Origin of the sequence: Streptomyces curacoi, from assembly GCF_001513975.1 — a bacterium.
GTDB classification, from domain to species: domain Bacteria; phylum Actinomycetota; class Actinomycetes; order Streptomycetales; family Streptomycetaceae; genus Streptomyces; species Streptomyces curacoi.
The window spans coordinates 46523-58901 of record NZ_KQ947987.1 but is presented as its reverse complement, the minus strand read 5'-3'; the positions used below and the strand labels follow the sequence as shown (position 1 = coordinate 58901).

Annotated in this window: 10 protein-coding genes; 4 read left to right on the top strand and 6 right to left on the bottom strand. The window is 70.5% G+C overall.

Annotated elements, in window-relative coordinates:
* Positions 1-81: 81 nt before the first annotated feature.
* The gene (locus AQI70_RS13855; protein ID WP_062148495.1) at positions 82-1302 is read left to right on the top strand and encodes a trypsin-like serine peptidase; all 1221 of its coding nucleotides are present in this window, start codon (positions 82-84) and stop codon (positions 1300-1302) included.
* 230 nt (positions 1303-1532) lie between these two features.
* Complete coding sequence (locus tag AQI70_RS13850; protein WP_062148492.1) at positions 1533-2750, top strand: DcrB/PsbP domain-containing protein; 1218 nt, start codon at positions 1533-1535, stop codon at positions 2748-2750.
* 120 nt (positions 2751-2870) lie between these two features.
* On the opposite strand, the gene hflX is transcribed toward AQI70_RS13850, so the two are convergent.
* The 6 genes from hflX to miaA form a co-directional block, all read right to left on the bottom strand.
* Positions 2871-4364: a GTPase HflX gene (hflX, locus tag AQI70_RS13845; protein ID WP_062148488.1), complete on the bottom strand. Its 1494-nt coding sequence runs from the start codon at positions 4362-4364 to the stop codon at positions 2871-2873.
* Between the two features lie 186 nt (positions 4365-4550).
* Positions 4551-6278 carry a M1 family metallopeptidase gene (locus tag AQI70_RS13840; RefSeq protein WP_244181628.1) on the bottom strand — a complete coding sequence of 576 codons (1728 nt, stop codon included), beginning with the start codon at positions 6276-6278 and terminating at the stop codon, positions 4551-4553.
* A gap of 116 nt (positions 6279-6394) precedes the next feature.
* The gene (locus tag AQI70_RS13835; RefSeq protein WP_062150009.1) at positions 6395-8671 is read right to left on the bottom strand and encodes a RelA/SpoT family protein; all 2277 of its coding nucleotides are present in this window, start codon (positions 8669-8671) and stop codon (positions 6395-6397) included.
* Between the two features lie 298 nt (positions 8672-8969).
* The gene (gene dapF, locus AQI70_RS13830) at positions 8970-9839 is read right to left on the bottom strand and encodes a diaminopimelate epimerase (protein ID WP_062148483.1); all 870 of its coding nucleotides are present in this window, start codon (positions 9837-9839) and stop codon (positions 8970-8972) included.
* 190 nt (positions 9840-10029) lie between these two features.
* Positions 10030-10557 (bottom strand): hypothetical protein, encoded by a 528-nt coding sequence (locus AQI70_RS13825; RefSeq protein WP_062148480.1) that lies wholly within the window; start codon positions 10555-10557, stop codon positions 10030-10032.
* Positions 10558-10665: 108 nt separating this feature from the next.
* Entirely contained in the window at positions 10666-11604 is a 939-nt protein-coding gene (gene miaA / locus AQI70_RS13820) for a tRNA (adenosine(37)-N6)-dimethylallyltransferase MiaA (RefSeq protein ID WP_062148477.1), read from the bottom strand.
* Positions 11605-11786: 182 nt separating this feature from the next.
* On the opposite strand from miaA, the gene AQI70_RS13815 reads away from it, so the two are divergent.
* Together AQI70_RS13815 and AQI70_RS13810 are read left to right on the top strand one after the other, a co-directional pair.
* Positions 11787-12059, top strand: coding sequence for a hypothetical protein (locus tag AQI70_RS13815; protein WP_062148472.1), 273 nt, complete (start codon positions 11787-11789; stop codon positions 12057-12059).
* A 23-nt stretch (positions 12060-12082) separates the two neighbouring features.
* Entirely contained in the window at positions 12083-12352 is a 270-nt protein-coding gene (locus AQI70_RS13810; RefSeq protein ID WP_062148468.1) for an antitoxin, read from the top strand.
* Positions 12353-12379 lie beyond the last annotated feature (27 nt).

Sequence of the window (12379 nt, the reverse complement as noted above, 5' to 3'; positions counted from 1 at the left end):
GAACAGCACGCGGGACCAGCGAGTGATCAGGGAGTTCACGGCCACGGCGCCAAGTACCGTCACCCCAGGGGGAGTCAGATCATGCGATCGATACGGCCGTCGTTCACCGCTCGCCGAGGAGGGAACGCGCGCCGCAGAACCTCCCCACTGCCCGTGATCGCACTGGCCGCGGCGCTGGCCCTCACCGTCTCGGCCTGCGAGTCGGGCGACGCCGAGGCGGGCGGCGAGCCCACCGCGTCCGCTGCGGCCGGGGGTGAAGGAAAGATCACGATCCCGGACGACATCAAGGACAAGCTCAAAGAGCACGGGATCGACGTCGACAAGTGGAAGGGCGGCGCCTGGAAGCAGTGGGACAAGGAGGACTGGCTGCGCGAGGCCCAGGACTTCATCAACCCGATCATCGAGGGCCTTTGGGACCCGGACCGGATGCGGGAGGCGGAGGAACCGGACCATGCTGTCGACGAGAGTGACCTCTCCGGTGACCAGGGCGTGACCGACCCGACGCCGGCGCCGGTGCAGGCACAGGCCGTGCCGCCCGCCTATCACGCCAACGCCCCCGAGGCGGGCAAGGTGTTCTTCGACTCCCCCGAAGGCACGATGGTCTGCTCGGCGACGGTCGTGCAGGACCCGGCCCACCCCGGCAAGTCCAACCTGGTGTGGACGGCCGGCCACTGTGTGCACGCCGGAAAGCGCGGCGGCTGGTACCGCAACATCGCGTTCGTGCCCTCGTACAACAACTCGGGCATGTCCGCGGCCCAGTTGAAGAACGCTCCCAAGGAGCAGGTCACTCCGTACGGCGTCTGGTGGGCGGACGGGGCGCAGACCTCGGACCAGTGGATCGAGCAGGGCGGTGCCACGGGCGGCGACGGCGCCTCGTACGACTTCGCCGTCATCCATGTGACGCCGGAGGGGGGCAGCAACGGCAAGTCGCTTGAGGAGACGGTCGGTTCGGCTCTGCCCGTCGACTTCAACGCCCCGGCCGTACCCGAGGTGGACGGCATCAAGGCGATCGGTTACCCGGCGGCTGCGCCGTACGACGGTCAGAAGCTGTACCAGTGCCAGGACAAGCCGGGTCGGCTGTCGCTCAACACCTCGGATCCGACGATGTACCGCATCGGCTGCACCATGACCGGCGGTTCGTCCGGCGGTGGCTGGGTCGCGACGGGCTCGGACGGCAAGCCGGCGCTCGTGTCCAACACCTCGATCGGGCCGGTAGACGCGGGCTGGCTGGCGGGTCCGCGGCTGGGCAAGGAGGCCAAGGGCGTCTTCGACTCGGTGAGTGAGAAGTTCGCCGGTCAGTGAGCGGGGCCGTGCGCCGGTCATTGACGGCGCCGTAGGCGCCGGTGGCGAGGTGGTGGGGAGAAACCTTCACCGCCTCGCCGCCGTTCGCCCTCAACTCCACGGGCATAGTGAGGTGTCGCGATCAAGGGTTCGTACGACAGCGCGGACGCGCGGTGCGCGAGGCCGTCGCCTGACAAGCGCATGACATCCAGCACGACAGCACAGCACGTTCCAACGGGGGTTGAAGCACCATGCGTTCCACACGTGTGCCCGCAGCGTCACGCCGCGGGCGACGCACCGTCCTCGCCGCCACCGGACTCGTTGCCGCCCTGGCACTGACCGCGACCGCCTGTGACGGCTCGGCGGAGGACACAGCGAGCGACCGGGCCCAGGCGCCCGCGTCCCAGGCAGCCGACGGCGTCGACAGCGTCGACGGTAAGATCCAGATCCCGGCCGACATCGCGGACAAGCTCAAGGAGCACGGCATCGATGTCGACAAGTGGACCAACGGTGGCTGGCAGGACTGGGACAAGGACAAGTGGCTCAGTGCGGCCAAGGACTTCGTCAATCCGGTGATCGAGGGCCTCTGGAAGCCTGACCGGATGCAGTCCGCGAAGGAGGCCAACAAAACGGTCACCACGCAGGACGCCTCGGCCGACCAGGGCGTCAGCGACCCCGAACCGGCGCCCGCCGAGGCCACGGCCGAGAAGACGCCGTACCACGACAACGCGGCCCCCGTCGGCAAGGTCTTCTTCGACTCCCCCGACGGCCCGGCCGTCTGCTCCGGCACGGTCATCAAGGACGTCAACCACCCCGGCAGGTCCAACCTCGTCTGGACGGCCGGCCACTGTGTGCACGCCGGCGGCAGCGGCGGCTGGTACCGCAACATCGTCTTCGTCCCGGCCTACAACGACCTCGGCAAGTCCGCGGCGCAGCTGAGCGACGCGGGCGCCACCGAGATCGCCCCGTACGGCAACTGGTGGGCGGACTGGGTCTCGACCTCGAACGAGTGGATTCAGGGCGGCTCGGAGACCGGCGGCGCGGGGGCCGCGTACGACTACGCCGTGCTGCATGTGAAGCCGGAGCAGGGCTCCAAGTCGCTTGAGGAAACGGTCGGCGCCGCGCTCGACGTGGACTTCTCCGCCCCGTCGGCGGCCGAGTCCGGGAAGATGGGCGCCTGGGGCTACCCGGCGGCACCGCCGTACAACGGGCTGAAGATGTTCAAGTGCATCGACCGGCCGGGCCGGCTCTCGCTCAGCACGACCCTGCCGACGATGTACCGCATCGGCTGCACCATGACCGGCGGTTCGTCGGGCGGCGGCTGGTTCCGGGTGGTGGACGGCGAGACCAGGCTGGTGTCGAACACGTCGATCGGCCCGGAGGACAACACCTGGCTCGCGGGCCCACAGCTGGGACCGAAAGCCGAGGCGATGTACCAGAACATGAGCACGACGTACGGCGGTCGGTGACCGGCCCGCGGTGACACATACGGAAGGCCCGCTCCCTGTGATGGGGAGCGGGCCTTGCGCTGTTCCGCGGCGACTCGGGCGGCTGTTCTACGCCGCCTCGGGCCGTTGCTTCGCGACGGCTCAGGCGGTCGGCGCCGGAAGGTACGGCGCGAGATCCGCCGCCAGTTCCTCGTACACCCGAACCTTGAGCAGCGTGCCCTCCGGGGTGTGCTCCTCGGAGATCACCTCGCCCTCGGTGTGGGCGCGGGCGACCAGCTTGCCGTGGGTGTACGGCACGAGCGCCTCGATCTCGACCGACGGGCGCGGCAGCTCGTTGTCGATCAGCGCGAGCAGCTGGTCGATGCCCTGGCCGGTGCGGGCCGAGACCGCGATGGAGCGCTTCTCGATCCGCAGCAGGCGCTGCAGCGTCAGCGGATCGGCCGCGTCCGCCTTGTTGATCACGACGATCTCCGGCACGTCGTTGGCGCCGACGTCCCTGAACACCTCGCGCACGGCGGCCAGCTGCTCCTCCGGGTTCGGGTGCGCGCCGTCCACCACGTGCAGGATCAGGTTGGACTCGCCGACCTCCTCCATGGTGGAGCGGAACGCCTCGACCAGGTGGTGCGGCAGGTGCCGTACGAAACCGACGGTGTCGGCCAGGGTGTACAGCCGTCCGCCCGGGGTCTCGGCCCGGCGCACGGTCGGGTCGAGGGTCGCGAACAGGGCGTTCTCGACCAGCACACCCGCGCCCGTGAGGCGGTTGAGCAGGGACGACTTGCCGGCGTTGGTGTAGCCCGCGATGGCGACCGAGGGCACCTTGTGGCGCTTGCGCTCCTGGCGCTTGATCTCGCGGCCGGTCTTCATCTCCGCGATCTCCCGGCGCATCTTCGCCATCTTCTCGCGGATCCGTCGCCGGTCCGTCTCGATCTTGGTCTCACCGGGACCACGGGTGGCGAGGCCGCCGCCCTTGCCGCCGCCCATCTGCCGGGACAGCGACTGACCCCAGCCTCGCAGCCTCGGCAGCATGTACTGCATCTGCGCGAGCGCGACCTGCGCCTTGCCCTCTCGGGACTTGGCGTGCTGGGCGAAGATGTCGAGGATCAGGGCCGTACGGTCGATGACCTTGACCTTGACGACGTCTTCGAGGTGGATGAGCTGGCCCGGGCTGAGCTCACCGTCGCAGACGACGGTGTCGGCGCCGGTTTCCAGCACGATGTCCCGCAGCTCGTCGGCCTTGCCGGAGCCGATGTAGGTGGCCGCGTCGGGCTTGTCGCGGCGCTGGATCACGCCGTCGAGCACGAGCGCGCCCGCGGTCTCCGCGAGGGCGGCGAGCTCGGCCAGCGAGTTCTCCGCGTCCTGCACGGTCCCCGAGGTCCAGACACCGACGAGCACGACCCGCTCCAGACGGAGCTGGCGGTACTCGACCTCGGTGACGTCCTCCAGTTCGGTGGAGAGGCCCTGCACACGGCGCAGAGCCGCGCGGTCGGAGCGGTCGAACTGGTCGCCGTCCCGCTCTCCGTCGATCTCGTGGCTCCAGGCGACGTCCTCTTCCATCAGGGCATCGGCCCGAAGACCTTCGGGATAGCTGTGCGCGAGGCGCTGAGTGTCCTGGGAAAAGGAAGAAGAGGAGGTCATTGGGTCCTTACGTCGATGGGGAATCCGTTTGCGACGACGGTGGCAGTGGGCCCTTCGGAACGAGTCCGTAGCGCCTGGAAACTGATCCGTCACTGCTACAACGCACGAGTACCCCGGGAGATTCCCGCGTCCCGTGCCGCGCCGACTCGAAGATGGTCGCACGGCACGGGACGTCTCGTCACCGTCTTATTTCGCGGCCGCCTTCCCAGAAGCCGTCTTGCCAGGAGCCGCCTTCCCGGAAGCCGCCTTGCCAGGAGCCGCCTTCCCGGAAGCTGCCTTCCCGGTGGCCCCCTTCCCGATGGCTCCCTTGCCCCCGGCCTTCCCAGGAGCCGCCTTCCCAGGAGCCGCCTTCCCGGTAGCCCCCTTCCCGGTCGCCCCCTTCCCGCCGGCCTTCCCGGTGGCCGCCTTCTCCGGGTCGACGGACTTCCACTCCGGCTGACCGGGCATCGGCGGCGTCTTCTCGCCGTACAGCCAGGCCCGCAGGAACCCGTCCAGGTGCCGCCCGGAGATCTCCTCGGCGAGCGCGACGAAGTCCGCGGTGCCGGCGGAACCGTCCTGGTGGCGGCTCACCCAGGCGCGTTCCAGACGCTCGAAGGCCGCGCTGCCGATCTCCTGGCGGAGGGCGTACAGGACCAGGGCCGCGCCGTCATAGACGTTCGGCCGGAAGATGCCGTTCTTCTTGCCGGGCGTGGGCACCTTGGGAGCCGCGGGTGGTCCGCCGGCCGCACGCCAGCGATCGGAGGCGACGTACGCCGCCTTCATCCGTGCCTCCAGCGGCCTGCCCGACTTCTCCGCCGCGTACAGGGCCTCGTACCAGGTGGCGTGTCCCTCGCTGAGCCACAGGTCGGACCAGCTGCGGGGGCTGACGCTGTCGCCGAACCACTGGTGTGCCAGCTCGTGCACCATGATCGACTCGATGTACCACTTCGGGAGCCCGGTCCCGGTGAAGAGGCCCCTCTCGAAGAGAGACAGGGTCTGGGTCTCGAGTTCGAAGCCGGTGGAGGCGTCGGCCATGAGCAGGCCGTACGTCTCGAAGGGGTACCGGCCGACCTTGCCCTCCATCCAGGAGATCTGGGCGGGGGTCTTCTTCAGCCACGGTTCGAGCTCCTTGCGGTGCCCGGAGGGCACGACGTCCCGAACGGGCAGTCCGTGCGGGCCGGTGCGGTGCACCACCGTGGAGCGGCCGATGGACACCTGGGCGAGTTCGGTGGCCATGGGGTGCCGGGTGCGGTACGTCCATGTCGTCGCCTTGCCCGCGCGCTCCACGTCGGTCGGCAGACCGTTGGCCACGGCGGTGTAGCCGTTGGGCGCGGTGACCCGGATGGTGAACATCGCCTTGTCGGAGGGGTGGTCGTTGCAGGGGAACACGACGTGGGCGGCGTCGGCCTGGTTGGCCATGGCGAGGCCGTCCGAGGTCCGTACCCAGCCGCCCTCCCGGTTCTTGCCGTAGACGGGATCGCTGGTGTGCCGCACGGTGATCCGCGTCCAGCTGCCGTCCGGCAACGGGTCCTCGGGGGTGACGACCAGGTCCTCACCGGCGCTGCTGAACGCCGCGGGCTCCCCGTCGACCTCGACGGACTTCACCTTCCCGTGGGCGAAGTCGAGGTTGACGCGGTCGAGGTCAGCGGTCGTCCAGGCGTTGATCGTCGTGACGGCCTGGAGGGGCTTGCTATTGGTGCCGGAATAGGTGAAGGAGAGGTCGTACGACTGCACGTCGTAGCCCGGATTGCCCAGGTGCGGGAAGAGACGGTCACCGACGCCCAGGGGGGTGACGGGAGGGCTCGCCGCGGTGAGACAGACGGACACGGCGAGGGCGAGCAGCGCGGGCGTGTTGAGGCGCCGGCGCGTTCGGGGACGGGGGCGAGGAGCGCCAGGGGCTGGTCGCTGAGCCTCGGTGCGGGGAGTGAGCAGCATGCACCACGGCTATCAGCGCGCGCGTGCGGGGCGTCGACGACGCGCGACCGGCACACTCGAACGGGTCTGTCGGCTGAGTGCCGAGCGGGTGCAGCGCAGCACCCTCGCGCTTCCCTCTACGCACCCTGGGTGGTCTGCGGCTGCGCTCTGCTCACGTCGTACACGCCCGCGACATTGCGCATGGCCCGCATGAGCCCCGGGAGCAGGGCCGCGTCCGGGAGCTGGACGGTGTAGGTGTGGCGTACGCGCTGCTGGCTCGGGGGTTCGACCGTCGCCGAGACGATTTCGGCGCCCTCCAGGGCCATCGCCTCCGTGAGGTCCGCCAGAAGGTGGGGGCGAACGAACGATTCGGCGACCAAGGTGACCCGGCACTCGGTGGTGTCGCCCCAGCGCACGCCGACCTCCGCGCGCCCCGCGCTCTTCATGCGGGCCACCGCGGCGCACTCGACGCGGTGGACGGTCACCGCTCCCCCGCGCACGGAGAATCCGGTGACCTCGTCGGGCGGTACGGGGGTGCAGCAGCCGGCGAGGCGTACGGTCGCGCCGGGCCGGTCGACGAGGACGTTGGCGGCGGCGGAGCGGCCGGCCGGGCCCTCGGCACCCAGGCGGCCGGCCGGGCCCTCGGCACCCAGGCGGACGGCCGGGCCCTCGGCAGCCGGGCGGACGGCCGGTGCCTCGGCAGTCCGGCGGACGGCCGGTCCTCCCGTGGCGGCGTCCTGGCTCGCCGGTCCGCCCGTGCCCGGCCGGAAGGCCACGCCGGGCTGCTCGGCCGCGGTGGTCTCGCCCTGCGGGGGGTGGGTGGCCAGCCACCGCTGGATGGCGATGCGGGCGGCGGGTGTGTGGGCGTGCTCCAGCCACTCCCTGGAGGGCTCCGAGGCGGGGTCCTGGCCCATGAGGAGCTGAACGGTGTCGCCGTCCCGCAGAACCGTGCTGAGGGTCGCCAGGCGGCCGTTGACGCGGGCGCCGATACACGCGTGCGCGTCCTCCCCGTACTGCGCGTACGCGGCGTCCACACAGGTCGCGCCCTCGGGCAGGCCCAGGGTGCCGCCGTCGGGCCGGAAGACGGTGATCTCACGGTCCTGGGCGAGGTCCTCACGCAGGGTGGACCAGAAGGTGTCCGGGTCGGGTGCGGCCTCCTGCCAGTCGAGGAGTCGGGACAGCCAGCCCGGACGTGTGGGGTCGACGCGCTCGCCGTCACTTGAGGCCGACTGCTCCTCCGAAGGAGGAGCGTAGGGATTGCCGAGCGCGACGACGCCGGCCTCCGCGACCTTGTGCATCTGGTGGGTGCGGATGAGGACTTCGGCGACCTGGCCGTCCTCGCGGGCCACGGCCGTGTGCAGCGACTGGTACAGGTTGAACTTGGGGACGGCGATGAAGTCCTTGAACTCCGAGACGACGGGCGTCATGCAGGTGTGCAGTTCGCCCAGGACGCCGTAACAGTCCGCGTCCTCGTTCACCAGCACCAGCAGCCGCCCGAAGTCGGCGCCGCGCAGCCGCCCGCGCTTGCGGGCCACGCGGTGCACCGAGACGAAGTGCCGGGGCCGGATGAGGACTTCGGCCGGGATGCCGGCCTCACGCAGGACCTTGCGCATCTCCACGGCCATCTCGGCGAGCGGATCGTCGGCGCGCGAGGCGTTGTCGACGATCAACTCCCGTGTGTGCTCGTACTCCTCGGGGTGCAGGATCGCGAAGACCAGGTCTTCCAGCTCTGTCTTGAGCGCCTGGACGCCGAGTCGTTCGGCGAGCGGGATCAGGACGTCGCGGGTCACCTTGGCGATACGGGCCTGTTTCTCCGGGCGCATCACGCCGAGGGTGCGCATGTTGTGCAGCCGGTCGGCGAGTTTGATCGACATCACGCGGACGTCGTTGCCGGTGGCGACGAGCATCTTGCGGAAGGTCTCGGGCTCGGCGGCGGCGCCGTAGTCGACCTTCTCCAGCTTGGTCACGCCGTCGACGAGGAAACGGACCTCCTCGCCGAACTGCTCGCCGACCTGGTCGAGCGTCACATCGGTGTCCTCCACGGTGTCGTGGAGCAGAGAGGCCGTCAAGGTCGTGGTCTCCGCGCCGAGTTCGGCGAGGATCAAGGTCACGGCGAGCGGGTGCGTGATGTACGGCTCGCCGCTCTTGCGCATCTGGCCGCGGTGCGAGGACTCGGCCAGCACATAGGCGCGGCGCAGCGGTTCGAGGTCGGCGTCAGGGTGGTGCGCCCGGTGGGCGTCGACGACATGGCCGATCGCGTCGGGCAGCCGGTCGCGCGAGGCGGGGCCGAGCAGCGCGGCCCGGCCGAGGCGTCGCAGATCGATCCGGGCGCGGGCCTTCCTGCGGGACACCACCGGCGTCACAGGGCCTGCTACCGGGCCTGGCGTCGCGGGGTTCGTTGCCTCCGCACTCATGGGCACCTCCGGCTGCGTGGACCGGCGGACGGGGTGCCCCATGGCGGACACGGCTCAGGGGATGGCGACTTCTCCCCCGTCCGGGCCGGTGCTTGATGCTACCGAGCCCATCACGTGCGGCTGACCGCCTCTCGCCGAGCGTGAAACGGATCACCCATTCGAGCGAGGGTGCGCAGGTTTACGGTTTTGAGCCAAGCACCCAGCCACCGTTCGGGATTTCGAACGCGCCCGGGGTGTCAAGCCCCCTGCTTTCAGGCCTCCGGCCGCCCAAGACTCTGTTGCCAAGCCGAGGAACGGCTCAGCGGGCGAGCGTTTCCAGCCACTCCGCATCGATCTCGCCCTCGGCGACGATCACCGCGGGGCCGGTCATCTCGATCTCGCCGTCGGGCCGCTCGGTGATCACCAGGGTGCCGCCGGGCAGGTCCACGGTGTACGTGACCGGGGCGCCGGTGACCGCCGGGTCGGCACCGTCCCGGCGTGCGGCGGCCACGGCGACGGCGCACGCGCCCGTGCCGCACGAACGGGTCTCACCGGCACCGCGCTCATGCACACGCAGGGCGACGTGCCGGGGCCCTCGGTCCACGACGAACTCGACGTTGACCCCGTCCGGGTAGGCCGCGGCCGGGCTGAACGGCGGCGGGGAGAGCAGATCACCGGCGTGCGCGAGGTCGTCCACGAAGGCGACCGCGTGCGGGTTGCCCATGTTCACGTTGCGCGCGGGCCAGCTACGCTCCCCGACGCTGACAGTGACCTTCCCTTCGGGGAGCAGCGCCTTGCCCATGCCGACCGTGACATCACCGTCCTTGGCGAGGTGCACGGTCTTCACGCCCCCGCGCGTGGCGACCGCGAGATCGCCCTCGGTGACGTGGCCGGCACGCTGGAGGTAGCGCGCGAAGACGCGCACGCCATTGCCGCACATCTCCGCGACCGAGCCGTCGCCGTTGCGGTAGTCCATGAACCACTCGGCCTCGCCCGCCATGTCCTTGGCCTCGGGATGCGCCGCGGACCGCACCACGTGCAGCACTCCGTCACCGCCAATGCCCGCGCGGCGGTCGCACAGGACGGCGACGGCGGCCGGGGGCAGGTCGATGGCGTTCTCGGGGTCCGGGACGATCACGAAGTCGTTCTCGGTGCCGTGACCCTTGAGGAAGGCGATCCGCGTGCTCATTCCTCGATCGTAAGGGGTCGGTATGACAAGCCGTACGCGCACGGGGCGGGACGACAGTCCACACGCGCGTGGCCTTCTTACGACGGCCCACGCGCATGTGACCTCGTACCCGACAGTCCACGCTTATGTGACCTTGTACGACAGTCCACGCGCGTATGGCCTCGTACGGCGGCCCACGCGCGCGTGGCGGTCAGCGCAGCCGGGCCACGCGCCACACGGCGAGCACGACCACCGCGGCTACGACCAGGACGTAGGCCAGCACGACCCGCCAGTCCGGTCTGCGCCCGGAGCCCCGCTGCGGCAGCCCGGGCCAGGTGTAGCCCACCCGGCGGGCGGCCATCATGCCCCAGCCGGCCGCGCAGGAGCAGATCAGCAGCCCCAGCATGGCGATCACGGCTCCGCTGTCGCCGAAGTCGAAGGCCAGCGGGAACGCGAACATCAGGGAGCCGACCGCCGCCAGGGACACGATGGGCGCGAGCTGCCAGATCCGCAGCCGACGCTGCGGGCGCAGCTCGACCTCGACCTCGGGGCCGCTCGCGTACATCTCCTCGGGCTCGGGGCCGTCGTCGGTGACGCCGCCCTCCGTCTCGTCGGGCAGGTCGGGGCTCAGACGGTCGCCGTCCGGTTCCGGTTCACGCCTGTCGGCGGTGACGTTCTCACCCCTGTCGGTGGTGACGTTCTCGGTGCCTTGTGCGGTGTCGCGAGGGCCGGCCTCCATCGCCACGCGCCCTCCCAACTCGGACTCCACTTGGTCGATCGAAGCTCGATGATGGCACGGCGTCAGAGGCCGGGATGACGGCCGGAGCGTCCCGATGCCATCACGTGATCAGGCTGTAACCGGTCGTTCGACCAACGCCAGGGCGAGATGCGGAAGTTCTGTGAGATCTGCCGCAGCCCCACTGAGCCAGTGCACCCGAGGGTCGCGCCTGAACCATGAATCCTGGCGGCGCGCGAAGCGCTTGGTGGCGCGTACGGTCTCGGCCCGCGCTTCTTCGAGGGTGCACTCCCCGGCGAGCGCCGTGAGCACCTGCTGGTAGCCGAGCGCGCGCGAGGCCGTACGCCCCTCGCGCAGCCCCTGCGCCTCCAGCACGCGGACCTCGTCCACAAGCCCGGCGTCCCACATCCGGTCGACCCGGCGCGCGATGCGCTCGTCTAGTTCGGGGCGGGCCACGTCGACGCCGATCTGGATGGTGTCGTAGACCGAGTCGTGGCCGGGGAGGTTGGCGGTGAAGGGCTTCCCGGTGATCTCGATCACTTCGAGAGCCCGGACGATACGGCGGCCGTTGCTGGGCAGGATCGCCTGCGCGGCCTCGGGGTCGGCGGCGGCCAGGCGGGCGTGCAGCGCCCCGGAGCCGCGCAGCGCGAGCTCCTCCTCCAGCCGGGCCCTCACCTCGGGGTCCGTGCCGGGGAATTCGAGGTTGTCGACGGCCCCGCGGACGTACAGGCCCGAGCCGCCGACCAGAATCGGCCAGCGCCCCTCGGCGAGCAGCGCGTCGATCCGCTCCCGCGCGAGCCGCTGGTACTCGGCGACGGACGCCGTGACCGTCACGTCCCAGATGTCCAGGAGGTGGTGCGGGACACCCGCGCGCTCCTCGGGCGTCAGCTTGGCGGTGCCGATGTCCATCCCTCGGTAGAGCTGCATGGAGTCGGCGTTGACGACTTCGCCGCCGAGTTGCCGGGCCAGAAAGACGCCCAGATCTGACTTTCCGGCCGCGGTGGGTCCGACGACGGCGATGACGCGGGGGGCGGGGGGTGTGCTGCTCACCGCCCCAGTCTCGCAAACCTCACGGGGTGGACTCGAACGAGTTACGTGACGGCACACGCGCGGGGTCGTTGCCAGTTGCGAGGTTTTCGCCGCCGGTTTTGCGGAGGCGGCGACCGGGCGGCGCAAACGGACGCACCGGACGACGCGGGATTTCGCCCGCACGAGTAACGTATGGAGTGGATATGGGCGTTTTCGCACGACTTCTCCGGAGGTCGAAGGCTACGGAGGAGGCGTCAACCGCCGAGGCACAGGCCGACACACCATCGGCCGAGCCCGCGGCGGAAGAGGCGGCGGAGGCCAAGGGGCCGGCCGAGGCCAAGGCCGAGGCCGAGGACGCAGGCCCGTCGGCGGCGGAGCCCGTCGAGGCCGACGCCGACGAGGGCGTCGACATTCCCAAGCAGCAGTCCGCCGACGAGGCGGCCGACAGCGAGGCCGGCGAGGGCGCCCGCACATGACTGCCCGCGCGGGAAGGTGAACGATGGGTCTCCTGGATAATTTGAAAGCCAAACTCGCCCCGGCCAAGGACAAGGTCTCCGACTTCGCTCAGCGGCACGAGGAGCAGGTCCAGCACGGCCTCGACAAGGCCGCGAAGGTCGTCGACGAGAGGACCAAGGGCAGGTACAGCGACAAGATCCAGACGGGCACCGGCAAGGCCAAGGGCGCCATGGACCGACTCGCGCACAAGGGCGACGACACGGCGACCGGCAGTAGCACGCCGCCGCCGGACTCACCTCCGCCGACCACCTGAACGGCACATCGACGGACGGCCGCGGGG

Excerpts from the sequence above, each read along its gene's own strand:
- hflX (WP_062148488.1), bottom strand. The coding sequence starts at position 4,364 with ATGACCTCCTCTTCTTCCTTTTCCCAGGACACTCAGCGCCTCGCGCAC.
- AQI70_RS13825 (WP_062148480.1), bottom strand. The coding sequence starts at position 10,557 with ATGGAGGCCGGCCCTCGCGACACCGCACAAGGCACCGAGAACGTCACC.
- AQI70_RS13855 (WP_062148495.1), top strand. The coding sequence starts at position 82 with ATGCGATCGATACGGCCGTCGTTCACCGCTCGCCGAGGAGGGAACGCG.
- AQI70_RS13835 (WP_062150009.1), bottom strand. The coding sequence starts at position 8,671 with ATGAGTGCGGAGGCAACGAACCCCGCGACGCCAGGCCCGGTAGCAGGC.
- AQI70_RS13840 (WP_244181628.1), bottom strand. The coding sequence starts at position 6,278 with ATGCTGCTCACTCCCCGCACCGAGGCTCAGCGACCAGCCCCTGGCGCT.
- AQI70_RS13810 (WP_062148468.1), top strand. The coding sequence starts at position 12,083 with ATGGGTCTCCTGGATAATTTGAAAGCCAAACTCGCCCCGGCCAAGGAC.
- AQI70_RS13850 (WP_062148492.1), top strand. The coding sequence starts at position 1,533 with ATGCGTTCCACACGTGTGCCCGCAGCGTCACGCCGCGGGCGACGCACC.
- AQI70_RS13815 (WP_062148472.1), top strand. The coding sequence starts at position 11,787 with ATGGGCGTTTTCGCACGACTTCTCCGGAGGTCGAAGGCTACGGAGGAG.
- dapF (WP_062148483.1), bottom strand. The coding sequence starts at position 9,839 with ATGAGCACGCGGATCGCCTTCCTCAAGGGTCACGGCACCGAGAACGAC.